Origin of the sequence: Streptomyces sp. NPDC050560 (assembly GCF_044457285.1) — a bacterium.
Taxonomy (GTDB): Bacteria; Actinomycetota; Actinomycetes; order Streptomycetales; family Streptomycetaceae; genus Streptomyces.
Window position 1 is genome coordinate 192820 of sequence record NZ_JBITGT010000004.1, and the last position, 25814, is coordinate 218633.

Annotated in this window: 19 protein-coding genes; 9 read left to right on the forward strand and 10 right to left on the reverse strand. The window is 74.0% G+C overall.

Going from position 1 to position 25814, the window contains the following annotated elements:
* The first annotated feature begins 54 nt into the window (after nt 1–54).
* The 7 genes from ACIBIW_RS10695 to ACIBIW_RS10725 all read left to right on the forward strand — a co-directional run bounded on the left by ACIBIW_RS10695 (nt 55) and on the right by ACIBIW_RS10725 (nt 7855).
* A complete protein-coding gene (locus ACIBIW_RS10695; protein ID WP_399334263.1) occupies nt 55–411 on the forward strand; it encodes a DUF2620 domain-containing protein in 357 nt (118 codons plus the stop codon).
* Nucleotides 412–599: 188 nt separating this feature from the next.
* Nucleotides 600–1964, forward strand: coding sequence for a YhfT family protein (locus tag ACIBIW_RS10700; protein ID WP_399334265.1), 1365 nt, complete (start codon nt 600–602; stop codon nt 1962–1964).
* Between the two features lie 49 nt (nt 1965–2013).
* Nucleotides 2014–3051, forward strand: a complete 1038-nt coding sequence (locus tag ACIBIW_RS10705) for a phosphotriesterase (RefSeq protein WP_399334267.1) — start codon at nt 2014–2016, stop codon at nt 3049–3051.
* Entirely contained in the window at nt 3048–4274 is a 1227-nt protein-coding gene (locus tag ACIBIW_RS10710; protein ID WP_399334269.1) for an aminotransferase class V-fold PLP-dependent enzyme, read from the forward strand. Before ACIBIW_RS10705 ends, ACIBIW_RS10710 begins: the two co-directional genes overlap by 4 nt.
* Before the next feature lie 3 nt (nt 4275–4277).
* Nucleotides 4278–5444 (forward strand): alanine racemase, encoded by a 1167-nt coding sequence (locus tag ACIBIW_RS10715; protein ID WP_399334271.1) that lies wholly within the window; start codon nt 4278–4280, stop codon nt 5442–5444.
* Entirely contained in the window at nt 5441–6628 is a 1188-nt protein-coding gene (locus tag ACIBIW_RS10720) for a phosphopentomutase (protein WP_399334273.1), read from the forward strand. Before ACIBIW_RS10715 ends, ACIBIW_RS10720 begins: the two co-directional genes overlap by 4 nt.
* 45 nt (nt 6629–6673) lie before the next feature.
* Nucleotides 6674–7855 (forward strand): cytochrome P450, encoded by a 1182-nt coding sequence (locus ACIBIW_RS10725; protein WP_399334275.1) that lies wholly within the window; start codon nt 6674–6676, stop codon nt 7853–7855.
* A gap of 16 nt (nt 7856–7871) precedes the next feature.
* Here ACIBIW_RS10725 and ACIBIW_RS10730 read toward each other — a convergent pair whose 3' ends face one another.
* The 5 genes from ACIBIW_RS10730 to ACIBIW_RS10750 form a co-directional block, all read right to left on the reverse strand.
* Nucleotides 7872–8537 (reverse strand): hypothetical protein, encoded by a 666-nt coding sequence (locus ACIBIW_RS10730; RefSeq protein WP_399334277.1) that lies wholly within the window; start codon nt 8535–8537, stop codon nt 7872–7874.
* A 7-nt stretch (nt 8538–8544) separates the two neighbouring features.
* On the reverse strand, nt 8545–9450 hold the full coding sequence (locus ACIBIW_RS10735; RefSeq protein ID WP_399334279.1) for a carbohydrate ABC transporter permease: 906 nt from the start codon (nt 9448–9450) through the stop codon (nt 8545–8547).
* Nucleotides 9447–10421 (reverse strand): carbohydrate ABC transporter permease, encoded by a 975-nt coding sequence (locus ACIBIW_RS10740; RefSeq protein WP_399334281.1) that lies wholly within the window; start codon nt 10419–10421, stop codon nt 9447–9449. Before ACIBIW_RS10740 ends, ACIBIW_RS10735 begins: the two co-directional genes overlap by 4 nt.
* A 79-nt stretch (nt 10422–10500) precedes the next feature.
* The gene (locus tag ACIBIW_RS10745; RefSeq protein WP_399334284.1) at nt 10501–11808 is read right to left on the reverse strand and encodes an ABC transporter substrate-binding protein; all 1308 of its coding nucleotides are present in this window, start codon (nt 11806–11808) and stop codon (nt 10501–10503) included.
* Nucleotides 11809–11907: 99 nt separating this feature from the next.
* Nucleotides 11908–13083: an enolase C-terminal domain-like protein gene (locus tag ACIBIW_RS10750; protein ID WP_399334286.1), complete on the reverse strand. Its 1176-nt coding sequence runs from the start codon at nt 13081–13083 to the stop codon at nt 11908–11910.
* Nucleotides 13084–13883: 800 nt separating this feature from the next.
* On the opposite strand from ACIBIW_RS10750, the gene ACIBIW_RS10755 reads away from it, so the two are divergent.
* Nucleotides 13884–16289, forward strand: a complete 2406-nt coding sequence (locus ACIBIW_RS10755; protein ID WP_399334288.1) for a polysaccharide lyase family protein — start codon at nt 13884–13886, stop codon at nt 16287–16289.
* Nucleotides 16290–16319: 30 nt separating this feature from the next.
* Here ACIBIW_RS10755 and ACIBIW_RS10760 read toward each other — a convergent pair whose 3' ends face one another.
* On the reverse strand, nt 16320–17111 hold the full coding sequence (locus tag ACIBIW_RS10760) for a hypothetical protein (RefSeq protein ID WP_399334290.1): 792 nt from the start codon (nt 17109–17111) through the stop codon (nt 16320–16322).
* A 430-nt stretch (nt 17112–17541) separates the two neighbouring features.
* Between ACIBIW_RS10760 and ACIBIW_RS10765 the strand changes: the two genes are divergently transcribed.
* Entirely contained in the window at nt 17542–17754 is a 213-nt protein-coding gene (locus ACIBIW_RS10765; RefSeq protein WP_399334292.1) for a hypothetical protein, read from the forward strand.
* 51 nt (nt 17755–17805) lie between these two features.
* Here ACIBIW_RS10765 and ACIBIW_RS10770 read toward each other — a convergent pair whose 3' ends face one another.
* The 4 genes from ACIBIW_RS10770 to ACIBIW_RS10785 form a co-directional block, all read right to left on the reverse strand.
* On the reverse strand, nt 17806–20715 hold the full coding sequence (locus ACIBIW_RS10770; protein ID WP_399334294.1) for a glycosyl hydrolase: 2910 nt from the start codon (nt 20713–20715) through the stop codon (nt 17806–17808).
* Between the two features lie 555 nt (nt 20716–21270).
* On the reverse strand, nt 21271–22569 hold the full coding sequence (locus ACIBIW_RS10775) for a glycoside hydrolase family 71/99-like protein (protein WP_399334296.1): 1299 nt from the start codon (nt 22567–22569) through the stop codon (nt 21271–21273).
* A 107-nt stretch (nt 22570–22676) separates the two neighbouring features.
* On the reverse strand, nt 22677–23441 hold the full coding sequence (locus tag ACIBIW_RS10780; protein WP_399334298.1) for an SGNH/GDSL hydrolase family protein: 765 nt from the start codon (nt 23439–23441) through the stop codon (nt 22677–22679).
* 100 nt (nt 23442–23541) lie between these two features.
* A complete protein-coding gene (locus ACIBIW_RS10785; protein WP_399334300.1) occupies nt 23542–25494 on the reverse strand; it encodes a heparinase II/III family protein in 1953 nt (650 codons plus the stop codon).
* Between the last annotated feature and the right edge of the window lie 320 nt (nt 25495–25814).

Here is a 25814-nt window from a genome sequence, read left to right on the forward strand (position 1 = left end):
CGACAGGCCCGCGGCGGACGGCGGACGGCGCCGGACGCGGAACAGGAGTCAGCGATGAAGAAGATCCTCACCGGCGGAGTCGGCAAGGCCGAGGTCGCCGAGGCGGTACGGGCCCTGGCGCTCGACGGTGTCGAGACGGTCGTCTCCAGCGACATGGAGGCCGCGATGCAGCTCAGGGCGGGAAAGGCCGACTACTACCTGGGCACCTGCCACACCGGCGCCGGTGCCTCGCTCGGCGTGCTCGTCGGGCTGATGGGCAGGCCCGCCTGCCACACCTTCGGGCGCTCCGTGCCGGCCGAGGAGGAGATCACGGCGCTGCTCGACGAGGGCAAGAAGGTGTTCGGCTTCTCGCTCGACCAGATCGACGCCGTCGCCCCCGCCCTGGCCCGCGCCATCGCCGCCCGCGCCTGAACCCCGGCGGGCCACGCCCGCCCCCGCCCCCGGGACCGTCCCCGTCCCGGCGGGCACCAAGCGTCCGCCTGCTCACCGCGAGCGGGCGGGCACCTCCTGGCGGCCCCTTCCGGGCCCCCTTCCGGACCAGCCCGTCCGGAACACTCGCCCCGGGGCACGTCCCCGCCCCGGGCAGGAAGGAGTCCGACGTGAGAACCGTTCTCGCAGCCGACGCCAGCCTCCACTTCTCGCTGGCCCAGCAGCTCACCGTGATCGTGCTCTGCGCGCTGACCGCGCTGATCTCGCACATGGCCCTGGCCGTCTTCAACGACGGTGTGCGCCCCTTCATGCTCGACTTCATCCAGGGCCGTACGACGCGCAGCGCCACCACCGCGGTCTCCTTCGGCCTCTCGGCCGGGTTCATCTTCGGCCTCGGCGCCCCGATGGCCCTGTCGTCCGGAGTGCTCAACCCCTGGCTGGTCTTCCTGCCCACCGACATCCTCGGCATCCTGTCGCCGAAGAGGTGGCTCGCGCCGCTGCTCGGCGGCGCGTGGGGCGCGCTGGTCGTCTTCGGTCTGAACGGCGCGAACGACGTCGCGCACAAACTGCCCGTGGACTTCCTCACGGCGATGCAGCAGATGTCGACGCCGATCCTGTTCCTGTTCACGCTGTTTCCCGTGCTGGCCATCGCCAAGCAGTTCGGGCGCGCCTGGGCGGGCGGCACCGCCGTGCTCGAACTGGCGCTCACCGTGATGACGATGAAGCTCTGGCCGAACGTGTTCGCCGGGGCGCTCGCCATGGCCGCGGGCGTCCTCACCCTCATCGGGCTCGCCGCGTACCGCGACATAGCGCGGCAGCGCGCCGAGCGGGCCGCGGCGGCCGCCGAGCGGGGCGCGGCGGCGGAGCCCGCGAAGGGCCAGGAGGCCGACGACGACCCCATAGCCTCGCTGTTCAGCGCGAACGCCACCCGGCTGCGGCGTCATCTGCCGCTGTTCATGGTGCTCGGCGCCGGGGTGTGCCTGCTCGCCCAGATGCATGTGTTCGGCGGCGGCGAGGCGACCAGCTTCCTCATCGCCAAGGGGCAGTACTCGGAGGCCGCCCAGGTCGACTTCTACCGGGTGTTCGGCTTCATCCCACTGATCGCGACCACCGCGCTGGCGTCGGGCGCGTACGGCATCGCGGGCTTCACCTTCGTCTACCCGATCGGCTACCTGCTGCCGAACCCGTTCCTCGCGGTGGTGGTGGGCGCGGCCGTCTTCGCCCTCGAAGTGCTCGCGCTGTCCGCCATCGGCCGGGTCCTCGGCAAGCTGCCCACCGTCCGCGACTCCTCGGAGCACCTGCGCGCCGCGATCACCGACACGCTCCAGCTCGCGATCCTCTTCGGCTCCCTGATGGCCGCCAACGCGATGGGCGCCGGGCTCGGCATCCTCATCGTCGGCGGGCTCTACCTGCTGAACGAGGCCATGGGCCGTCCCGTGGTGCGGATGGCGGCGGCGCCCGCCGCGGTCATCGTCGGCGGCATCCTCCTCAACGTCCTGCACTGGCTCCACCTCTTCACCCCGATCAAGGGCTGAGGCCGCCCACCCCCGCCGGGCGCGCCCCCGCGCCACGAAGGAACCCGCCATGCACACCGCTCCCCCCGACGCCCCCGCGCTGCACACCGTCACGGGCCCCCTCGATCCGGCGGCGGTCCGCGGCCCCGTCCTGCCGCACGAGCACCTGGTGCTCGACCTCGACCGGGCGGGCGACGGCGCCGCGGTCCTCGACCCCGCCCGGCACGGCCCGCAGGTGGCGGCCGAACTCGCGGAGCTGCGCCAGGAGTTCGGCCTCTCCCTGGTCGTCGAGCTGACCTGCCGCGGCATGGGCCGCGACATCCCGGCGCTGGCGAGGGCCGCCCGTGCGAGCGGTGTCCCGGTGGTCGCCTCGACCGGCTGGTACTACGAGCCGTTCCACCCGGCCGAGGTGGCGGGGGACGTCGACGCGCTCACCGAGGTGCTGGTGCGGGAGGCCGAGCACGGCATCGACGGCGCGGGCGTGGCCGGTGCGAGGCCCGGTGTCATCGGCGAGGTCGGCAGCCACGGCGACACCCCGAGCGCACCCGAGACCAGGGTGCTGCGGGCCGCCGCCCGCGCCGCCCTCGCCACCGGCCTTTCCGTCAGCACCCACGCCCAGCTCGGCCGCGGCGGCCTCGCGCAACTGGACATCCTCACCTCCGAGGGGCTGGCGCCGCACCGGATCTGCATCGGCCACCAGGACCTCCTCGACGACCCGGCCGCGCACGCCGAGATCGCCGCGAGCGGCGCGTACGTCGCCTTCGACACCGTCGGCAAGGAGAGCTACCAGCCGGACGCGGTGCGGCTGCGGCTGCTGCTCGCGCTGCTCGACGCGGGCCACGCCGACCGGGCGCTGCTGAGCTGCGACATCTCCCGGCACGGCTATCTGCGCGCCGAGGGCGGCCGGGGGTACGGGCACCTGTTCCGCGGTTTCCTCCCCGCCGCCCGCGCCGCCGGCCTCGACGGGCACCTCGAAGCCCTCCTCACCCGGTACAATCCCTTGCGCTTCCTCACCGGCTCAGGCCCGGGCGCCGCCCCGCGCACCAGCACCGCCCGTACCGCCGACGCCCCCGCGGGCACGGCCGCCCCGCAGGAGGACAAGCGATGACCGAGACAGCGCCCCGGCTCCCTCTGACCCACCCGCTGCCGACGGTCCCCGTCGAGGACGCGGTGGCGCGGCAGTTCGGGCTCCTGGAGTGCGTCGCCGCGCACTTCGAGGGCGAACAGCTCTTCCAGTCGGACACCGGGGTCGTCCCAGGACTCGGCAGGCCGCGCACCACGGCACGGGCCGAGGCGGTGCTCGCGGACTTCTTCGGCGCCGAGGACGCGGCGCTCGTCCAGGGCGCGGGCACCGGTGCGATCCGGGCGGCGCTCGCCGCCGTCCTCTCCCCGGGCGAGCCGCTGCTGATCCACCGCGCGCCGGTGTACCGCACCACCGCCGCCACCCTGCGCGGCCTCGGCGTGCGGACCGTCGAGGTGGACTTCAACGACATGGCGGCGCTGCGACGCGCCCTCGGCTCGGGGGAGTTCGGGTGGGCGTACGTGCAGCACAGCAGGCAGCGGCTCGGTGACGCGTACGATCCGGGCGAGGTCGTCGCGGCGTGCCGGGCGGCGGGGGTGCGCACGGTCGTGGACGACAACTACGCCGTGCTACGGGTGCCGCGGTGCGGGGTCGAACTCGGCGCCGACGCCTCCTGCTTCTCGCTTTTCAAGCTGCACGGCCCCGAGGGCGTCGGTGTGGTGGCAGGTGCCGGGGAGCTGGTGGCGCGGGTGCGCGCGGACAACTACTCGGGCGGCGGCCAGGTCCAGGGGCACCAGGCGCTCGACGCGCTGCGGGCGCTCACCCATGTGCCGGTGATGTGGGCGGTGCAGTCCCGGGTGGCGGGCGAGGTCGCCGAGCGGCTGAACGCGGGCGAGGTGCCGGGGGTGGCCGAGGCCCGGCTCGCCAACACCCAGGACCGCTGTGTGCTGGTCCGCTGCGAGCGGCCGGTCGCCCGTGAACTGCCAGGCGCTGCGGCCCGGTTCGGGGCCGCCCCCTATCCGGTCGGCGCCAACTCCCGTTACGAGATCGCCCCGATGGTCTACCGGCTCTCCGGGTCCGCCCTGGACGACGCGCCCGCGCTCGCCGACTGGGCCGTCCGCGTCAACCCGATGCGCGCGGGCGCCGACCTGGTGCTCGCCATCCTGCGCCGCTCCCTCGACGCACTCGGCGGCGACGGCGCCCCGCGCCCCTCCCCCGGTACGGACGCCACCGCTCCCGCTACGGACGCCGCGCCACCGGGCCCGTACCCCGCAGCCGCCCCGCACGAGCCGTACGACCCCAAGGACTGACCGGTGTTCCTCACCTCCCTGCTCACCCGCAACCCCGGCCTCGCCGATGTCGCCGCCGACCTGCACCGGCGAGGTGACATCCCGCCCGACACCTACGTCATGGACCTCGACGCCGTCGAGGCCAACGCGGCGCTGCTCGCCGCGGAGGCCGAACGGCTCGGTATCGGGCTGTGGTTCGTGGTCAAGCAGATCGGCCGCAACCCCGTCCTGGCCCGTGCGATCGCCCGGCACATCCCGCGGTTCGCGGCGATCGACGCGGCCGAGGCCCGGCGGCTGCACGCCGTGGGCGCGAGCCCCGGCAACCTCGGCCACCTGGTGCAGATCCCCCGGCGCTCCCTGCCCGAGCTGCTGGCCTGGCGGCCCGAGGCCGTCACCGTCTTCGACCTCGGCAACGCCCGCGCGGTCTCCGACGCGGCCCGGCTGCTGGGGACCGTACAGGACGTGCTGGTGCGGATCGAGTCCGCCGAGGGCGCGGGGTATCCGGGGCAGGAGGGCGGGGTGCCGCTCGCCGGGCTCGACGCGTTCGCGGAGGCCGCCGAGCGGATGCCGGGCATCCGCCTCGCCGGGGTCACCGCCTTCCCCTGTGTGCTGTGCGACCCCGAGACCGGGGCGCCGCACGCCACCCCCACCTTCGACCTCGCCGTCAAGGCCCGCGAGGTGCTGGCCTCCCGCGGCCACACCGGCCAGAAGCTGAGCGCGCCGAGCGCCACCTCGGTGGCGTCGCTGCCGCTGCTCGCCGAGCGCGGCGCCACCCACGGCGAGCCGGGGCACGCGCTCACCGGCACCACCCCGCTGCACGCCGCCGACCCGCACCAGCCGGAGCGGCCCGCGTACGTGTACGTGAGCGAGATCGCCCAGGTGCTCGCGGACGGCCGCCCCGCCATCTTCGGCGGCGGCTTCTACCCCAGGGGCCATGCGAGGACCGCCCTGCTGCCGCGCACCGGCACCCGGCTCGGCGTCCAGGAGACACCCGCCGAGAACATCGACTACTACCGGCTGCTCGACCCGCCGCCGGGACACGGCGCGGTACGGGTCGGTGACACCGCGCTGCTCGCCTTCCGCACCCAGGTGTTCGTGACCCGTTCGACCGTGGCCGTGGTCGAGGGCATCGCGTCCGGGGTGCCACGGCTCGTCGGGCTGTACGACGCCCAGGGGGGTGAGCTGCGGTGACAAGGACGGTGGTCGTCGTCATCGACGGGTTCGGGGTGGGCGCGATGCCGGACGCGGGGGCGCTGCGCCCCGGCGACCTCGGCGCCGACACCTGCGGGCACCTGCTCGACCACTGCCGCGCCGCGCTGGGCCGCCCGCTGCGGCTGCCCGCGCTGGGCGCGCTGGGGCTCGGGCTCGTCCACCCGCACCGCGACCTCGCGACGGGCACCCGGCTGCCGGTGGCGGTGGGCCGCGCGGCGCTCGGCTACCCGGGCGCGGACACCTACGCGGGCCACCAGACCATGATGGGCGCCGACTTCAGCCGGGTGACGGTGGCGCGGCTCGCCGAGCACCTGGACGAGGTGGGCGCCGCGCTGGAGCGCGCGGGCCACCGCACCGCGCTCCTCGACGGCAGGCCGCTGCTGGTGGTGGACGGGGCGGTGCTCGTCCACGACAGCCTGGAGGCCGACCCCGGCATCAACTGGAACGCCTCGGGCAGCCTCGACGAGACCTCCTTCGACGCCATCCTCGCCATCGCCCGCACGGTGCGCGCGGTGGCGCCGGTGGCGCGGGTGATCGCGGTCGGCGGGCACGCCGACGGCCCACTGCGCGACTTCGTGCGCGAGGGCGACGGCGGCACCGTCGGCTTCTCCACCCCCGCCAGCGGCTTCTACCGCAACGGCGGCCTCGCGGTGCAGCACCTCGGCGCGCCGCTCGACCCCACCCGGCAACTGCCGCAGCGCGCGGCGCGCGCCGGGGTGCCCGTGACCCTGGTCGGCAAGGCGGCCGACATCCTCGCCTGCGAACCGGCCGTGCGACACCCCGCGGTGGCCACCTCCGAGGTGCTGGCGCACACCCTCGACGCGGTGCGGGCGCCGGGCGACGCGCTCGTCGTCGCCAACGTCCAGGAGAGCGACCTCGCGGGCCACCAGCAGGACCCGGACCGCTACGGGGAGGTCCTCGAACAGGTGGACACGGGGCTCGCCGCGCTCGTCGGCCTCCTGGACACACCGGGCGACCGCCTCCTCGTCACCGCCGACCACGGCAACGACCCCACCATCGGCCACGGCTACCACACCAGGGAGTACGTGCCCGTGCTCGTGCACCGCCCCGGAGAGCGCGGCGTGGCCAGGATGCCGGACGCGGCCTCACTGGCCGAGGTGGGCGCGCTCGCCGCGGACGCGCTGGGCCTCAAGGCGGCATGACCCCGGGCCCGGCCCGGCCGCGGGGGCCCGACGTACACTCCAGGGATGGCCGTGACCGGGCAGAACACAGCGCACGGCGCCGCGGGCGTGTCGACGGCGGCGCTCGCCGCCGACCCGCATCCGCGTCTCGCGGCGCTGCGCGCGTCGTCCCTCGTGACCTGGGTGCCCGCCGTCGGCGGGTGGATGGTGACGGGGTACGAGAGCGCGGTGGCGGTGATGCGGGACCCCGCCGGGTTCACCGTGGACGACCCGAGGTTCACCACCGCGCGTGTCATCGGCCCGAGCATGCTCTCCCTGGACGGCGCCGCGCACGCCGCGCACCGGGACCCGTTCACCGGGCCCTTCCGCCCCCGCGCGGTGCACGGCTCGTTCGCCGGCCTCGTCGAGCGCGAGAGCGCCCTGCTGCTCGACGCCCTGGCACCGGACGGCGGCGCGGAGCTGCGCAGGGGCTTCGCCGGGCCGCTCGCCGCCGTGGTGATGGCGGAGGCCCTCGGCCTGCGGGACGTACCGGTGGCCGACATCCTCGGCTGGTACGACGCGATCGTGCGCGCCGTCGACACCCTCACCAGGGGCGGTGACCCGGGGGACGCGGGAGGCGCCGCCTACGGCGCGCTGCGCGCCGCGGTCGCGGGCACCCTCGACGCGGGGCGGGACGACTCGCTGCTGGTACGGGCCGCCGCGGGGGGCGCCCTGGACACGACCGCGGTCGCGTCCAACGCCGCGGTGCTCCTCTTCGGCGGCATCGAGACCACCGAGGGCATGATCGCCAACGCGCTGCTGCACATCCTCACCACCCCGGGCACCGCGGAACTCCTCGCCGCGGAGCCCGGCCTGCTCGACGGTGTGATCGAGGAGTCGCTGCGGATGGAGCCGGGCGCGGCCGTCGTCGACCGCTACGCGGCGCGCGACACCGAACTTGCGGGCGGCGGGATCGCCGCGGGCGACCTGGTCGTGGTGTCGCTTGCCGGGGCCAACCGCGATCCGGCCGTCTTCCCCGACCCCGACCGCTTCGACCCGCGCCGCGCGAACGCCCGCTCCCACCTCACCTTCGCGCACGGCCCGCACTACTGCCTCGGCGCCCATCTGGCGCGCCTGGAGACCAGGGTGGCGCTGCGCGCCTGCCTCGAACGGCTGCCGTCGCTGCGCCTGGCCGACCCGGAGGCGAGCGCGCCCTACGGCCTCGTCTTCCGCAAACCCGCCCGGCTCGACGCCCGTTGGGACGTCTGACGCCTCCCGTCCCGTGTCACTCCTGACGGGAGCCGGGGCCCGCTTCCCGCCCGTCCCGCGTGCCTCGCCGCGCCCGGGTGAGCACCGCCGACACCGCGTACGCGAGCGGCCCCGCCATGACTGCGGCGAACGCCGGGATCACCGCCACCAGTGCCACCGTCGCCGCGCAGCCCGCGGCGACCAGGACCGGTGCCGAGGGCGCGGTGCGCACGAGCGCGGCGGTGGCGCGGGCCGCGTCCTGCCAGCGTGGGGCGGCGCCGCCGGCCGCGTCATGGGCGCGGTGTGCCACCGTCAGCAGGACGAACGCCAGCGCCGCCGTCGCCAGCAGTCCGAGCGCCGCCGCCTCCAGGGGGTAGCCGGGCAGCCGCGACCGTACGACGACGTGGATCTCGAACCAGGCCACGGCGCCCACCAGCAGCACCGCGCACTGCCCGGCGAGTCCGGCCGCCAGGTCGCGCCCGACCACGCGCGTGAAGGTGCGCAGCAGCGGCGGCTCGCGGTGGGTGTGCCAGGCCGCGGTGGTCTCGGCGGCGGCGCACCAGGCCGCCCCCGCGGTGACCACCGGCAGGCTGAACAGGGCGAACAGCGCGCCGACCGCCAGGGTCTCGGCGGCGACCCGTACCAGCTCGACGCGCTCGGCGCCGCGGGCCGCCCGGGTGCCGGGCCGGGGGTGGGTGGTCATCGGCGGCTCACCCCTTCAGACCGCTCGACGTGGCGCCGTCCACCAGCAGGCGCTGGAAGGCGAGGAAGAACAGGAACACCGGCAGCAGCGCGAGGACGGACATCGCCATCATCGGCCCGTACGAGGTCATGCCGGTCTGGTCGACGAAGAGGGAGAGGCCGATGGGGACCGTGAACTTGCTCTGGTCGTTGAGGTAGACGAGCTGGGTGAAGAAGTCGTTCCAGGTCCAGATGAAGCTGAAGATGGCGCTGGTGATCAGCGCGGGCCTGGTCAGCGGCAGCACCACCCACCAGAAGGTGCGGTACGGGCCGCAGCCGTCGATGCGCGCCGCCTCGTCGATCTCCCGCGGCACCCCCCGCATGAACTGCACCATGAGGAAGATGAAGAACGCCTCGGTGGCGAGGAACTTCGGCGCCACCACCGGCAGGATGGTGTTGATCCAGCCGAACTGCTTGAAGATGGCGTACTGCGGCACGATCAGTACGTGGTAGGGCAGCAGGATGGTCACCACCATCACCGCGAAGAGCACCGTCCTGCCGCGGAAGGTGAGCCTGCTGAACGCGTACGCGGCGAGCGCGCAGGACAGCAGGGTGCCGACCACCGCGAGCGCGGAGATCAGCAGGGAGTTGGCGAAGAACCTGCCGAAGGTGACACCCGGGTTGGCGCTCCAGCCCGCGCCGAAGTTGTGCAGGGTGCCGTGCAGCGGCCAGGGCCTGTTGGACGTGACGATCTCGGTGGCGGGCTTGAACGAGGTGCCCACCATCCACACCACCGGGTAGATCACCACGAGCACCACCACGATCACCGCGGTGTGCCACAGCACCGACCTGCCGCGCCGCCGGGCGCCCCCGCGGGCCCCGGGCGCCTTCGCGACCGTGGGCGTGTGCCCCGGCGCGGTGGAGAAACGGCTCATCGCTCCGCTCCGTCCCCGTAGAAGACCCAGACCCTCGACACCCGGAACATCAGCGCGGTGACCACGCCGACGACGGCGAGCAGCACCCACGCCATGGCGGAGGCGTAGCCGAACCTGAAGTCGGTGAAGCCGCGTTGGTAGAGGTAGAGCGTGTAGAACAGCGTGGAGTCCGCGGGTCCCCCGGTGCCGTTGCTGATGATGAACGCGGGGGTGAACGCCTGGAAGGAGTTGATGGTCTCCAGCAGGATGTTGAAGAAGACCACCGGCGACAGCAGCGGCAGTGTGATGTGCCGGAAGCGGCCCCAGGCCCCCGCGCCGTCCACCGACACCGCGTCGTACAGCTCGGTGGGGATCTGTTTGAGGCCCGCGAGGAAGATGACCATCGGGGCGCCGAACTGCCAGCACGTCAGCAGGATGATCGCGGGCAGCGACCAGGTGGGGTTGTTGACGAAGTCGGTCCTCGGCAGCCCCAGCGCGCCGAGTCCGTTGCCGACCGCGCCGCCCTGCGCGAACAGCGAGCGCCACACCAGCGCCACGGCCACGCTGGTGCCCAGCAGCGACGGCAGGTAGAAGAGCGAGCGGTAGAGCCCGGTGGCGCGCCGTCTGCGGTTGAGCAGGACCGCGACCCCGAGCGCGAGCGCGAGCTTCACCGGCACCGACACCACCACGTAGACCAGGGTGACCTTGGCCGCGTGGAAGAAGCGGGGGTCGGCGGTGAACATCTCCCGGAAGTTCGCGAGGCCGATCCAGCGCGGCGACTGGAGCAGGCTGTAGTCCGTGAACGACAGATACAGCGAGTACACCAGCGGGCCCACGGTGAACACCGCGAGCCCCGCGAACCAGGGCAGCAGGAACACATAGCCCGCGGTGCGGTCGGCGAGCCCCCGCCGCTGTCCCCCGCCGGGACGTCCCCTGCCCGCCGCGGCCCGGGGCGGCGGCGTGCGGACGTCGAGCTTGGCCGTCGAACTCACCGGCTTCCTTCCCTCGCTTGCCTGATTCCGTGCTGCTGGGCTCCGTGTCGTGGCGTGCCCAACGCGGTTCGGTTCCGGGCTACTTGGACAGCGCCTGCTGGGCCTGGGTCATGAAGTTCTTCGCCCCGGCCGCCACGCTCTCCTGGCCGAAGCTGACCGAGCCGTACTCGCGCTGCATCAGCGTGATGAGCTGTCCGTCGCCCTTCGGCGGGGCGGGCGGGGTCGGGCTGAGGCCGGACTGCGCGGACGCCTCGAAGTCCGAGACCACCTTGTCGCCGCCGGTGAACTTCGCCGTCTGCTCCTTGCGGGCGTCCAGGTTCGGGAAGAGGCCCCGGCTGGTGCCGAGGGACTTCGCCGCCGCCGGGTCGTTGACGAGGAAGCCCAGCAACTTGGCGGCCTCCTGGGGGTGCTTGGAGCGCGCGTACACGGAGAGCAGCATCGACGGCTTCGCGTACATACCGGTCTTGCCGTCCACCGTCGGCAGCGGCAGCAGCGCCAGGGTGTCCTTGGTCGCGGCGGCGTGGCTGGCGTAGATGCTGTCGTAGTCCCACTCGGCGGCGGCGGTGCCCTTCGCCAACGGGTCTTCCGCGGGGCCGTTGTTGAAGGTGGTGCTCTGGTTCGCGGGGGTCGCGGCGCCCGACTTGCGAAGCCCGTCGCAGTACGTCCAGAACCCCTCCAGGTCGGACTGCTGGAAGCCCAGCTTGCCGTCGTCGGTGTAGAGGGCGGTGCCCTTCTGGTCGAGCCAGGACTGGAAGGCGGCCCAGGTGGCGCCCGGGTCGGTGATGCCGTACAGCTTGCCCTTGGACTTGTTGTGCACCTGCCTGCCGAACTCGGCGAGGTCGTCCCAGGTCCAGCCCGCCTTGGGCACGGGCACCCCGAGGTCCTTCAGCTTGGTGGTGTCGACGACGATGCTCTGGGTGGTCTGCCCGAACGGCAGCGCGACCTGCTTGTCACCGTCCTTGCCACTGCCCGCGAACTTGGGGTCGAGCCCGGAGAAGTCCACCTTCGCGGGCCCCTTGGCCAGGTCCATCAGGGTGTTGCTGCCCGCGTACTGGCTCTGGTTGCCCCAGTCGATCTGGATGACGTCGGGGGCGCCGCCGCCCGCCATCTGGGTGGCGAGCTTCTGGTTGTACGGGCCGAACTGGGCGTAGGAGGTGCTGACCTTGATCTTCGGGTTGGCCTTCTCGAACTGGTCGATCGCCGCCTCGGTGGCCTTGGCCCGTGACGAGTCGCCCCACCAGGAGAAGGAGAGCCTGACCGTGCCGTCCGCGGACTCGTCCGAGTCCCCGCCGCACGCGGCCAGGGCGGGCGAGGCGAGCAGCAGGGCGGCGATGGCGGCGGCGTGGACGGGCCGGACACGGCGCGCCACGGTGACCGGGATCTTCATGGTGCTTGCTCCTTCGGGGACGGTTCGGGGGTCGGGGACCGGACGCGTGCTCGCGGCCGGGGGGTCAGTGCGCCGCGCGGGGCGCGGGGTGGCGGGCGGTCACCACTGCCGCACGGTCTCGGCCTCGATGTGGTCGAGGTCGTAGCTCTCGCCGAGGCCGGGCTCCTCGCGGAGGCGGACGCAGCCCTCGGCGTCCAACGGGTCGGCGGCGCGCGTCAGATGGGGCGGCACCTCGTCGAAGTCGTAGTGCGGGTGCAGCAGTCCGCGCTCGTACCAGCGGCTGTTGGGGACGGCGCCGAGCAGGGCGAGGGTGCCCGCGCCGCCGCCGTGCAGCTCACACTCCATGCCGAACGCCTCGGCGAGGTGTACGGACTTGAGCGCGGGGTCGATACCGCCCGAGGTAGGGACGCCGACGCGCAGGATGTCGCAGGCGCCAGCGGCGATCCACTCGGCGCGCGCGTGCAGCCGCCCCTCGACGCTCTCCGGGCCGATCACCAGCGTGTCGAGCTGGTCCGCGAGCCAGCGGTAGGACTGGGTGGAGTACTCCTCCATGGGCTCCTCGTACCAGAGGAACCCGAGGCGGTCGAGGGCCCGCCCGAGCCGCAGCGCGTCGGCCCTGCTGTACCAGTGGTGGGCGTCCAGCATCAGCGGCACGTCGGGGCCCACGGCCTCGCGTACGGCCGCGCAGGCGCGGATGTCCATGTCGACGCTGGGCGCGAACGGCACCGGGGGCATCCAGGTGTGGAGCTTGACGGCGTGGTAGCCGTCGGCGACCAGCTTCTCGGCGAACGCGGCGTAGTCCTCGGGGGTGGCGAGGCCGCCGGGCACCTCGTCGCCGCACATCGTGCTGCCGTACGCGGGCACCCGGTCGCGCATCCCGCCGAGCAGCCGCCACACGGGCTGCCCGAGGCGGTGCCCGAGCAGGTCCCACAGGGCCTGCTCCACGGCGGCCAGCGTACGGTCCCGCAGGGTGCCGGCGCTGCCGCGCTGACGGCGCGCCAACTCCTGCCAGAGCGCGGCGCGTTCCGACGGGTCGCGGCCCAGCAGGACGGGGCGCAGATGGCCCGCCACCTGGGCCTCGCCGAGGTCGGCCTCCGCGGCGAGACAGCGCCCCGTGACGCCCTCCGAGTCGGTGAGGGTGAGCAGGGCCCGGGTCACGGTGTGCCGCTCACCGGGGTGGGCGTGGCCGTCCGAGTCGGTGACAAGACGCGTGGTGGTGCGGAAGACCCGCACCGAGACGCCCTCGATCGTCGCCCGGCTCGTGGATGGACCCATGCGGCAGCCTCTCCTGGTTCACGGGGAGCGCCGGTGCAAACGCACCCGCACCGCTCAACGGGTGTTCATGTACGCGCATCGGATTCATATAGCCGTTTCGACTGGGAAGCTAAGGCCGTCCGAGCGGCGGTGTCAACAGCGCAGTTGAATCGTTTTTCGTGGCATGGGGTTTTCCGGCCCCCGGCGGCGGGCGCGGGCGGCCCCGCGCCGCGCACGACACCCTTTTGCGCACTCCACCGCTGCCCGGCAGGCGACTTGGGCGGCCCGCGGGGCCGCAGCCGGAATCACCCGGTCCCCCGGTCCTGAACCGGTCAGCCGGGCCGTCGGGCGGCCGGTCGGGGGCATTCCGGGGCAAGTCCCGCGCCCAGGACCGCGGTCGGTACGCGACCCGGCCCCCGGCGGCGTTCCGTCCCCCCTCTTCCCTTCCGGGGAATCACTCGCTACGTTGACCGGCGAAAGCGCTTTCTGGATACGTTTCAATTGCTTCGGCCCCACATGGCGCGGGGCCGACTCTCCCCGGCCGCGCCCCGCCGACGGCGGCCCCCGCACGCCCGCACACCACGCCAGGCCGCACACCACGCCCACCGTCCCCATCTCAGGACCGGGTCCGGCCGCGACCGGGACGCGCCGACCGAAGGGCGGCGGCGCCGCACTTCAGCGCCCACCATGGCGCCGACACCCACGCCTCCCCGCCCCGGGGCACCGCCCCTTCCTCCCCCCTCCGTCCCCTTCCTCCCTTCCGCCCCCTCCGTTCCCCTCCGTTCCCCATCCCGTCGGCACGAGTCAGCGAGGAGTTCGCGATGTCCTGGGACCAGCCCCAGCCGAACCGCCGTACCACCCTGGGCCTCATCGGCGGCGGAGCCGTCGCGCTGACCGCCGCCACCGCGGGCGGCGCGCGGGCGGACGAGGCGGACGCCACCGGCGGCGCGGGCGGCGGCCGGGGCGGCGGCGCGGTCACCGTGCTGGTGAACGGCGAGCCGGCCGCGCCCGGTTCGTACGCTTTCCCCGGCGAGGCCGCCGAGATCGTGCTCGACAACGGCCTCGTACGCTTCACCTTCGGCAGGGACGACGCCACGGGCGGGATCGTCACCGGCTGGGACGACGTCTCGATCACCGCCACCTCGGTCGTCGTCGACGGCACCGAGCTGGCGCACCACCTGGGCGGCGTCGAGCCCAGGGACCCCGACAGGCAGCACTCCTTCTACATCGACGCGGCGGGCGGCAAGTCCCGCCTGGTGTGCACCCGCGTCGACGTCGTACGCGTCGAACACGACCTGGTGGAGGTGGCGTTCGCGGACGTCACGAGCGACCCGCTGCGCCACGAGCACCACCTCGTCATGCGGGCGGGCCGACGCGGTCTGTACGGGTACAACATCCTCACCGCGACCGCGGACACCTCCATCGGCGAGGTCCGTATGAACACCCGCTGGGACCGCGCCGTCCTCGACCACTGCTTCAACTGGGAGCGCGGCAAGGGCCAGCAGCCCACCTACGCCTACCTCGCCACCCAGGAACCGCTCAGCGACGAGACCTGGCGGATCGACGGCGTCGACAACCCCGACCTGCCCTCGCCGGAGAACAACGCGGGCGGCCTCGCGCCCGGCACCGTCTACACCAAGTACAACTGGAGCCTTTACCACTACCAGAACCCGATGTTCGGGCACTACGGCAACGGCTTCGGGGCCTGGTTCACCCCGCTGAGCGGTGTCTCCGACCGTACGCTCGCCGGTTTCTACGGCGTCGGCCCGCAGCGCCAGGACCTGGCGATCCATCAGGACGCCCTGATCCTCAACTACTTCAGCCCGAATCACTACGGGCTGCCCGGCTACGAACTCCCGGCGGGCTACCGGCGGCTCTACGGCCCCTGGTTCACCTTCCTCACCACGGGCGACCCCGACGACCCGGACGCGATGATCGACGAGGCGGCCCGCACCGCGCACGCCGAGATCGACGAACACCGCGCGGGCGCGGCCTGGTTGCGGGACCCGCTCTACCCGGAGCCCGAGCAGCGCACCACGGTCTCCGGCAGGGTGCGGCTCACCGACGGACGGCCCGCCGCGGACCTGTGGGTGCTGCTGAGCACCCAGGACCTCGACGACGTGTACACCCTCCACGAGGGCGTGCACTTCGTGCGGACCGGCGCCGACGGCTCGTTCACCCTCCCCGGCGTGCCGCCCGCGTGGCGCCCCGGCAGCACGGCCCCGGGCAGCTACACCCTGTACGTGTTCTCCGCCGGGGGCTCGGCGACGGACCAGTACAAGAGGACCGGGCTCACCTTCCACGGGCGGCACCACCAACTGCCGACCGTCGTCTGGTCGCCCGCGCGGCATGGCACCTTCCGCTGGCAGATCGGCACCGCCGACCGCACGGGCGGCGAGTACGCCCTCGCCACCGGGTCCCCGGCGCGGCCGAGCCCGCGCGCGTACGAGAAGCCGTCGCGCATCCCGGGCGATCTGCACTTCACCATCGGTGCGAGCTGGGAGCCGGAGGACTGGTACTACGCGCACCCGAACCCGGGCACCTGGACGGTCCACTTCCCGCTCGACGAGGCGCCGTCGGGCACCGCGTACCTCACGGTGTCGTCGTCGATGCAGCAGGGCACCCCGCCCGCCGTCGCCGTCAACGGCACCGCGGACGGCGTCTCGGGCGAACTCCCGCGCGGCAACGACTCGTCGATCGGCAGACAGGCCGACCGCAGCGCCTATCCGCGGCGCGCGGTGCTCAGCTTCCCCGCGTCGCTGCTGAGGGCAGGTGACAACACGATCGCCTTCACCAACGCCGCACCCGGCGGGCTCGCACCGCGCGCGGTCGAACCGGTCGCGAGCGGCTACGGCTGGGACACCCTGGTACTGGAGATCGACGACGGCGCGCATGGCGGGCGGGCCAGGCTCACCGGCAGGGTCACGGGGCGCGGCGGCAGGCACGGCACCAGCACCTGGCATGTCGAGATCACCAACCACGGCGGCGGCACCGCCTACGACGTACGCCTCGACAGCCTGACGCACACCCACGGCACCCCGAAGGTCGCCGGCCGCGACCCGAACGCGTTCCCGGTCCCCGTGACGGCCGCCCTGCCCCCGGGGGCCTCCGCGTCCCTCACCCTGCGGGTCACCAGCGCACTGCCGCACGGGTCGTCGCTGACGGCCGGTCTCACGGCGGACGGCGGGCGTACGCGGGGGACGGCTAGGGGGGCGCGCGTCCGCTGAGCCGACAGCCGGGGTGCCGGTATGTGGCGCCTAGCGACTCGGGCGGCTCCGGAGGGCCGAAAGCTGCGCGAGTTCCTCCGCGGCCAGCCGGGCGGACCGCCGCAGACTGTCGGGGGCCTCCTCGGCACGCGCCACCAGGCCGACGAGGGCCCGGCACTGCTCCTCGGCCTCGCGAAGGTACTCCTCCACGGCGCGCTCCGGCTCCCAGAACGCCTCGTTCACCTGGACGTGCTCGCCGTCCGTGACGATGCCGCCGTCGTCCCCGGGAACGCCTCCGTCCACCGCGGCCAGCACCCGGGGCAGCTCGCCGCGCCGCCGCGGGGGATGCGCCCGCCAGTCGGGCACCGGCAGACCACGCGCGGCCATCTCCCGGTCGACGCCGCTCCGGATCTCCTCGACTTCGGACCAGAACCGCTCGACGGCCTCACGGGCGCACCCCACCCGGACGATCTCGTCCTCCACGGGGACGCCGACGGCGACCGGCGAAGACGTCACCCGCCGCTCGGCGGCGTCGTGGACGACCTCGAACCGCAGCAGATAGACCAAATCACCGGGTTCGCGGTCCGCGCCGAGGCGTGCCAAGAACCGGTCCGTGTCCGAGGGCGGGACCACCTGGTCGAGAGGCACCGCCTGCCGGTGCCCCGCGGCCTCGTAGGACGGGGGCAGCCGCACGTCGTAGCGCCCGGAGACCGGCATTCCGGCGCCGGTCCGCATATCGGGGTGCAGCGGCTCCTGCCGGAACAGCCCCGCCTCGACCACCTCGACGACCAGCCTCCTGAGGACAGCGGGCTGGCCGCCCACGTTGCGGACCTTGATATCCACGACCGGCACCTCGGCCTCGCCATCATGCTCAGGCGCGCCCACGCGAACCGACACGTCGACCAACTCCACCCGGGAGTCCACCGGACGCCGCGCCCGCAAAACCGCCCACGCCCCGATGACAGCCGCCAGTAACCCGCCAACCACCCCGACAACCGCGGAACCCATCCCCCGATGGTAGGCATCACGGCCGTTCGCCACCATCGTGCGCGGGAGCGGGGCGGCCCCGGGCAAGGTCCGGGTACGGCACCCCCCTGGCTCCGGCTCCTGCGCGGAAAAGGAGCGGACGCCGTCGTCCTGCGGTGTTACCGCCCCCGGCATGGCGTGAAGTCTCCGGGTCCGTGCCTGGTGGTGGGGCGGTCCCACACGGGCAGCCCCTTTCCCTCCCCCGCCCCTCCCGTACGCGGCGGGGCCGTCCGTCATGGAGACCTCCGTGGCATCCACGCCTTCCGCACCCCACACCCCCGAACCCTCCCCGCCCCCCGACACCGCGGGACCGGCCGCCTCCTGTGCCCTCGGAGCGCTGCGGCGCGCCTCGGCCCGTGAGCCCTCCGTGGCCGAGGTCGTCCTCATCGGCTCGCGTGCCCACGACGGCATGGCCGGGCCCCGACGCGCGACCCGGCTGCTGCGGGAGGTGACCGGCTGACAGCGACAGGTCCCGGCCCCCGACCTCGCGCGTCGGGGGCCGGGCCCCGGGTCAGCCGGCCACCTCCACCAACCGCACCGCCCCCAGCAACCCGGACGGCTGGATCTCCCACTGGTCGGGGGGCGTCGAGCGCCAGCTCATATAGAAGTTGGTGGTCAGCTCGGCGTGGCGGGCCAGGGCGCGGACGCGGTTGGAGGCGAGGTTGGTGACGTCGAGTTCCAGGACGTTGTCGCCGTCGCGCAGCGCTTCGCCCAGGGGCAGGCGGAACGGGATGGCCCAGGCGGTGCCCAGGTCGTGGCCGTTGAGGCGGACCCGGGCGCTCTCCCTGACCTCGCCGAGATCGAGCAGCCAGCCGCCGCCGTGGCGGGCGTGCCCGGGTGAGCGGAAGGTGAGGGTGTAGCGGGCGGTGCCGGAGAACTCCTCCTCGGCGTCGCCGAGTTCGGTCCAGGAGACCAGCCGCTTCAGCTCGCGGTCCGCGGGCAGTTTGGGGCCGCCGTCGAGAAACGTCAGCTTCCAGGGGCCTTCGAGGGTCTTCTCGCGGCCGGTCGGCACCCTGACCCGGTACGCGGGGGCGTGCGGGCGGTGCTTGTCGAAGGTGCGCAGGATCAGGGACTCGCCGGGGTCGAGCGCGAGCCGCACCTCAAGGGCGCCCCGGCGGTGCCGGGTCGGGGCCGTGCCACGGGTGTCGCGCAGCGGATCGAGCACCCCGACGGCCGCGGGCCCGGTACCGAGGGCCCACCAGCCGTCCACCCGCTCGGCACCGGAGTTGGCCAGGAAGTAGTGGTGCCCGTCCCCGTGCCTGCGGCGCAGCACCTTCAGGCCCGAGTCCGCCACCGGCTCGCGTACCGCGCCGGTCGCCGCGAGGGCGCGGTCGAGCGCGGTGGCGTCCCCGGCGACCACCACACGGCCCGCGCCGACGCGGTAGCTGCCGTGCCGTCCGGGCACCGGGTGCGCCTTCAGGGTGCGCAGCAGACCGGCGAGGCGGGAGCGGCGGTGGTCGAGGTCGGCGAGCCCCGGCACGTCGGCGGGCAGCCCGCCGTGGAAGACGACGGTGGCGCCCGCCGACGCCAGGTCCCGCATCCTGGCCAGGGTGTCGAGCGGCATGAGCCGCGCCCCCGGCACGACCAGCACCCGGTAGGCGGCGTGCTCGCCCGCCACCCCCGACCTGCCGCCGTGGAAGCCGGCGAGCTGCCGGTCCGACACCCAGTCGAACTGCCAGCCGCGCGCCTCAAGACCGCCCGCGACGTCGTCGGCGCCGGTGGGGTGCCCGTACATCCACGGGTCGCCCTGCCACTTGTAGTCGGGTGTCAGCTCGGGGTCCTCGGCCGCGTCGCCGAGACCCGCGTCCGGCTCGGCCCACAGGTCGTGCTGGGGCCAGTAGACGAGGACGTCGTTGTCGTGGGAGCCGGTCTGGAGGACGGACTGGCAGCGGGTGATGTAGCCGGTGAGCTGCGGCAGGTCGTGCCAGATGGTGTCGGCGGGCTTGAGTTCCGTGGCCGCGTAGAACGAGAAGCCGGGCCAGGGCGCCTCCTTCGGGGAGTAGGCGGTGCCGTGGAACACCACGTGGTTGACCCCGGCCGCGTACACCACGTCCACCAGCGGCTTCACCTGGGACAGCGACACCTGGTAGTGCTCGTCGCGCCAGGTGGCGGTCTCGGCGCCCACCAGCGGCTTGCCCTGGTGGTGTGCGGGGGACGACGCCATGCGCCACACCAGCGACTTCGGCGGCTCGGTCGAGCCCGCGCCCTTGCGCAGGCCGGGGATCGGCAGCTCCTCCGCGCCCAGGTACTCGGTCTCGGGGATGTCGGCTGCGCCGTAGATGTCGAGCAGGTTGGCGGGGGAGCCGTGGGCCTGGTTGCGGGTGAGCCAGCCCCGGTCGCCGCTCCACTCCGCCCACGGCTGGGCGAAACGTTTCAAAAACAGGTCGGAGAAAGTCTCCCGTACGTCCGTCATGACCCGGGAGCGCACCTCGGCGGAGCCCGCGCCAGTGAAGACCTCGGGCAGGTGCGGGGCGAGGTCGTAGCCGCGCAGCCGCTCGAACTCGGCGAGTGCGGCGCCGGTCCAGTCGGTGCGCTCCAGCTCGAAGGAGTCGTGGAACAGGGCGCGGATACCGGGCTGTTCGCCGACCGCGTCGCCGAAGTGGTCGAGGTGGTGGCGGATGGACCCGGCGTCGAAGTAGTCCGTCATCAGCCCCTTGCCGCCGGGTCCCGCGCGCTCGACACGCTTGAGCACGAGCCCGCTGAACACGCCGAGGAGCTGCCAGTCGCCGGCAGGCGCGGTCCAGTCGAGCATCCGGTCGGCGCCGACGTGCCGGGTGAGGTCGACGGTCCTGCCGCTGTCGGCGTCCCGGGCGACGAGCGCGGCGAGCGGCGGCTCGGGCAGCGGCTGCATCGGCGGCCGCAGGTCGGGGCGTGACAGCTTCTCCTCGTCGACGAGGGCGGGGTGCGGGGGCTGCGTGGTGCGCACCGGAGCGTCGAGCCGCTGCCCGCCGGTGAGGTGCCAGGTCTCGGTCAGGGCGCGCCCGGCGCTGATCTCGGGGGTGACCCAGGGGCCGCCGAACGTCCATCCCGAGCCGGTGGTCAGGTCGACGCCGAGGCCGAGTTCCGCGGCGGTCGCGGTGGTGGTGCCTAGGGCGTCGAGCCAGGCGGGGCCGAGGTAGCTGCGGATCTGGTCCTCGTAGCCCTGGGCCTCGTAGATCGGCTGGATCTCCACCCCGCCGAAGCCGACCTCGGCGAAGCGGGTGAGGTGGTCGCGCAGGCCCTCGTCGGTGACCGCGCTGCCGAGCCACCACCAGCGGGTCCACGGGCGCATCTCGTGGGTGAACGGCAGCCAACCGAGCGCGTCCCCGCCGCCGGTCGCCGCGCCGGTGGCGGCCGAGGCCGCGGCGCCCGCGGCGGCGGGGGCGAGTGCGGAGACGGTCAGTACTGCGGAGCCTCTCAGGACGTCTCGACGGCGGATCACGACCCCAACTCCTCACGTGCGAAGCGGCCCCGCCATACGGCGCCGGGCACGGCGGAAGGGCAGGCTCCCGCGCGCCCCGGGCGGCGTTTTCCGGCCAGGACCGCACTCCAGAAGATCGTCGCTCGACGGTGGCACAGCGCGCTCAAAGGTCACAAGGGTCGCGCAGCGAGCCGCGCGGGGGCGGCGCAACGGCCGCCGCGGCGCTCACGAAGGGCGGCGTAGGAGTGTGGCGGGCGGCGCGAGGTGCGTGCGGAAGGGGGCTTTCGGCATGCGGTAGCCGTTGATTGAAACGACTCATTTTCGGGCTCCCACCTGGCTCGACCCGCCCCCGGCGGCACGCGGTGGGGGCGGCCGGGGCGGTGGTGCGCGAGGGGCCGTGGACGGCGGCGCACGGTCCCGGCCGCAGGCCGCACCGGGGCGCCCCCCGAGGGGCTGGATGTGGCGAACGTCACTCTCCCGGCGGGCGGTGCGCACGGGCCCGCCCCCTGGCTGGGTCGCCGGGGGCGGGCCGGACCGTGCGCGGTGCCGCGGGACGCGGGGGCGTATCGGAACCTGTCAGTTCTCCAGCGGGATCGGGACCGTCTCGCTGATATCCGCGGAACCGTTGATCATCTTGGTGGCCGCGGCGGCGAGGCGCAGATAGAAGTCCGAGGACATGTGCTTGCCGTCCGCGTCCAGGGTGAGGAAGTACTGGTTCGTCGGGATCATCGACGCGTCCTCGGCGGCCGGTGCGATCGCGGTGCCCTCGTCGTACTCGTCGAACATCGCCACGAACGCCGAGTTCGCGCCCGCCTTGCGCACCCCGAGGGCCTGGTCCCACAGGAACTGGCCCGCGTCGCGCGGGATCTCGTTCTTCGGGGAGCCCTCGTGCCAGTTCGACCAGGCGAAGCCGGGGAAGATCACCGGCTGGTAGTCCTGCCCGTTCGCCTCCAGCCTGGCCTCGTCGTCGGCGAACAGCTTGTCGTCGACGGTCTTGTTGCCGACGTTCCACGGCGACACCATGTCCAGCGCGTCGTACGCGGGCGCGAACCCGGAGGTGTCGGTGCGCCAGCCGCGCGGCACACCCCCGATGACGTAGACCCCCCGCTCCTTGAACCAGTTGACGAGCTGCACGAATTGGTCGGGTGTCCCGCTCCTGCCGGAGACCCCGATGCCCCACAGCTCCACCACGGGCCTGCCGTCCTGGTGGGCGTAGGCGGCGGAGTCGGTCGGCTTCATGGAGCCGGTGACGGTGTCCGTCCAGTCCTTCTGCACGGACGAGACCAGGTTGTCGTCGGTGAGGCCGCTGATGTCGTACTCGACGTAGAAGCCCCGGCCGTACTTCTCTGCGGCGGTCCTCGCCTTCTGGGTGATGCCGTTCTTCTGGAGGTTGCGCGGGTTGCCCGGCGAGGTGAAGTCACCGCCGAAGCGCTGGATGGCGGCGCCGTCGATGCCGTACTGCTGCATCCACTTGAAGTGCTGGTCGACGACCGCGTCCGCGTAGGACGAGAACAGCTTCGACGGCTGCCCGTCGCCGAGTGCGGCGTAACCGGTCTGGTGGAGGGCGCTGTCGGGGTACGCGGACACGTCCGGGTACAGCTCGAAGCTCTGGTTGCCGGGGGCGGGGGTGCCGGAGGCCCAGTGCTGCCACGCGTTCACCGGGGAGCCGTCGCCCGCGGCCGCGAACCACCCCTGGTAGCCCGCGTACACCTTGCCCTTCACGCTCGGCGCCGCGGCGGCCCTGGCGGCGGACTCGCCGCTCGCTGTCGGGGCCGCGCCCGCCGGTGGCACGGCGGCGAACCCGGCCCAGATCAGGCCGGAGGCCGCGCCCAGCGCGAGCGTCGTACGGAACATGGTCTTCTGTCGTCTGTGCACGGCACACCTCTGCTCGGGTGGGGGACGGTGGCGCCAACCCGCGGCCGGGGCCGCGGGGCGGGTGGGGCCGGGGGTGCGGTGGCCCGCCGCCCGGCCCCGGTCGGGGGTCAGGGCCGCGCGGCCGCGGTGTGCGCCGCGTGCGGGGCGAGGGCGGTGGGCACCGAGCGCAGCGCGTCGTGCCAGACGGCGGCCATCTTGCCGTAGCCGGCCCGGGTGGGGTGGATGCCGTCGGCCAGGTCGGCGGTGGTCAACGCGTCGTACATGGGCACCAGATGGACCCGGTTGTCCTTGCCCGCGACGACCCCGGGTATCGCCGCGTTGTAGGCGACGACGCGGGCCTGCTGGGTGGCGTTCTCCTGGGGCGGCACGGTCGCCACGAAGATCTCGGCGTCGGGGCGGCGCGCCCGTATCCGGTCTATCAGCGCGGAGAGCCGGGCGGGCGCGTGGGGCACGTCGTGGTTCTGGTTGAGGTCGTTGGTGCCGATCAGCAGGAGCACGGTGTGCGGGGCGGTGGCGGTGAGCCAGGCGTCGATGCCGGTGTCGAGCTGGTCGATGCGCCATCCGGAGTGGCCCTCGTGGTCGTGGTCGCCGAGTTCCGCGGGGCCGTTGGCGAGGGAGCCGACGAAGTCGACGGCCGTGCCGTCGGCGGCGAGGAGCTGCCACAGGACCACCCGGTAGCCGCCGGGGTAGGGCGTGAAGCCATCGGTGAGGGAGTCGCCGAGCGGCATGATCCGTACGCCGCCATTGGACTCCCCCGGTATGTCGGCGGCGGCGCGGGTGCGGCCGAGGGCGACGGTGGCCGCGGCGAGGGCGCCCGCGGTCAGCGCGGCGCGTCTGGAGAGCGGTGCCGCGGGGTGTGCTGCTGACGTCATGGTGACTCCTTGGCCGTGCGGAGGGGGTACGGGCTGCCGTGCGCGGACCCTTGTGGGGCCCGTGGTGCCGGTGGTGCGCCGGGCCGGGAGTGTCAGGCGGTCATGGCGCGGCGGGCGCGGCGGTCAGACGGTGGGTGCCCGCCGCCAACGGCCGGCGGGCGGTGAGCACCAGCCGGTACACCTCGGGCCCCCAGACGTCGGCGAAGGCGGGGTCGGTGAGGGGGACGGTCTCGACACGGGCGTCGAACGCGGCGTCGTCCCAGGCGAGTTGGAGGCCCCGGCCGCCGTCGGCCGACACGGTGGCGCGGCCACCGCCGAGCCCGGTGACCGCGCCGCCCAGCAGCAGATGCAGGGCGAGGCTGCGGGGCGCGCTGTCGAGGCGCCAGGCGTCGCCGACCTCGATCCGCTCCCCCTCGCCCCGTACCAGCGCGGCCGTGCGGGTCCACGAGCGCAGCCCGGCGGCGGGCGGGTAGGCGCCCGCGATGTCCAGGGTGAGCCCGTCGGTGTGCCCGTCGCGGTGCGCGGCGACGCGGCGGGCGGCGAACTGCCCGCCGTGGCACTGGCCTTGGCCGTTCACCACGGGCAGGTTGTGGTACTCGCTGGTCATGGACCAGATGCCGTACCGCTCGCGGCCGAAGGTCTCGCGGCGGTACGTGCCCACGCCCACGTCGATCACGAGCGGGCGCCCGTCCAGGGCGACGAGGAACGAGCCGACGTCGTTGTGGTTGTGGCTCTCGTCGTTGTGGCCGCCCTTCACCGCCAGCAGCAGGCCCCGGGTGGTGCCGCCGGTGGCGCGGGCGACGAGGACCTGGGTGTCGGGGAGCCAGCAGCGCTCCGGGAGCGGGAACGCGGCCCCGCCCTCGCTTTCATCGGCGCCCTTCCGCCCGCACCACTCGGCGTCGAACAGCGCGTCCAGGACGCGCCGCAGGTCGAACGGCTCGCCGGGGCCTGGCAGTACGGCGTCCGCGGCGCCGCGCAGCGCGCGGGCGTGCGCGGTGACGTCGGCCAGGCCGGTGCGGCGCCCGTAGCGGTGCAGCACGGCGGGGGCGGTCTCGCGGGCGCGCGCGGGTCCGTCGGCGAAGCTCACCGACCAGCCGTCGCCGATCCACGTCGCGAGCGGGTAGCGCGCCATGGCCCGCACCAGCGGGTCGGCGAAGAGGGCGCCCCCGGTGCCGAGCAGCGACTCCAGGGTCTCCAGGCACTCGAAGAGCGAGGCGCCCGCCCGCCACCAGTAGTGCGGCCCCTCGTCACAGCCGCCGTCGCCCGGCTGCGCCGCGAGGTAGTTGTCGAGGCCGCGCACCACGCGGTCGACGAGCGCGGCGCGGCGCTCTGCCGACTCGGTGGTGAGGGCGGTGGCGAGCAGCAGATTCGAGTGGACCCAGGGGTTCCAGTTGTTGAGCTTGGCGGTGCCGCCGTCGTACCAGCCCCACTCGGCGCGCTCCAGGTAAGGGCCGAGCACCCGGGTGTGGACCTCGCGGCGCAGCCGGGCGCGCAGCAGCGGATCGCGCCGGTCGAGCGCGTTCCCGGCGATCGCGTCGGCGAGCGCGAGCAGTGCGGCGGTGTGGGCGGCGCCCAGGTCGAGGGTGGGCACCGCGGGGTCGGGCAGCAGTCCGCGCCGCTCGTCCAGGACGCGGAAGTCGTGCGCGGGCCACACCCAGGAGGTCTCCTCACACAGCGCCCACACCCCGTCCATCACCTCGTCGGCGAACCGCTCGGCGTCCGCGCCCCCGGCGGCGGCCAGCGCGAGCAGCGCCCAGCCGAGCCGGGTGCGGCGGGCCCCCGAGGGCGCCTGGTAGGCGGCCCTGTCGCCGTCGCGCGCGAACCGGGCGAAGAGCGACGCGGGCAGCGCGGGCCAGGGCTCCCCCAGCGCGGCGCCCGCGGTCTCCAGCACCCGGGCCCTGTCGGCGTCGTCGAAGGGCCAGGCGCCGTGGTCGTCGGCCGACGGTACGGGGCTCCAGGCGCCGATGGCGGGCATACGGGCCGCCACCAGGGCGGGCGTGAAGACGTCCGCGAGCCTGCTCGGCCCTGGCGCGGCGGCGGTGGAGGGGTCCATGGGCGGGAGATTCCTCGGGTCGGGAGCGGGGGAGAGCGGCGTGCGCAGGCATGGGGCGCACGGGCCCGGGGGTGCGTGGGGCGGGACGGCAGGCGCGTCCGACCGGGGCGCCCCTCGGGGCGGGGCCACGGCCCGCCGCGACCGCCATGAAATGCCACCGCGCGGCGCGGGGTCAATGCCTCGGCACCCATTGGATAGTAAACGCTTCACATGGGTGGTGGGGCGGGTGCGGCGGGGTCCTGGGGGACCGCAAGCGACCTTAACGTGCCGCTTTGCACGGACTCTTGGGCCGTCGACCAGGCGGTACGCCACTCACCCTC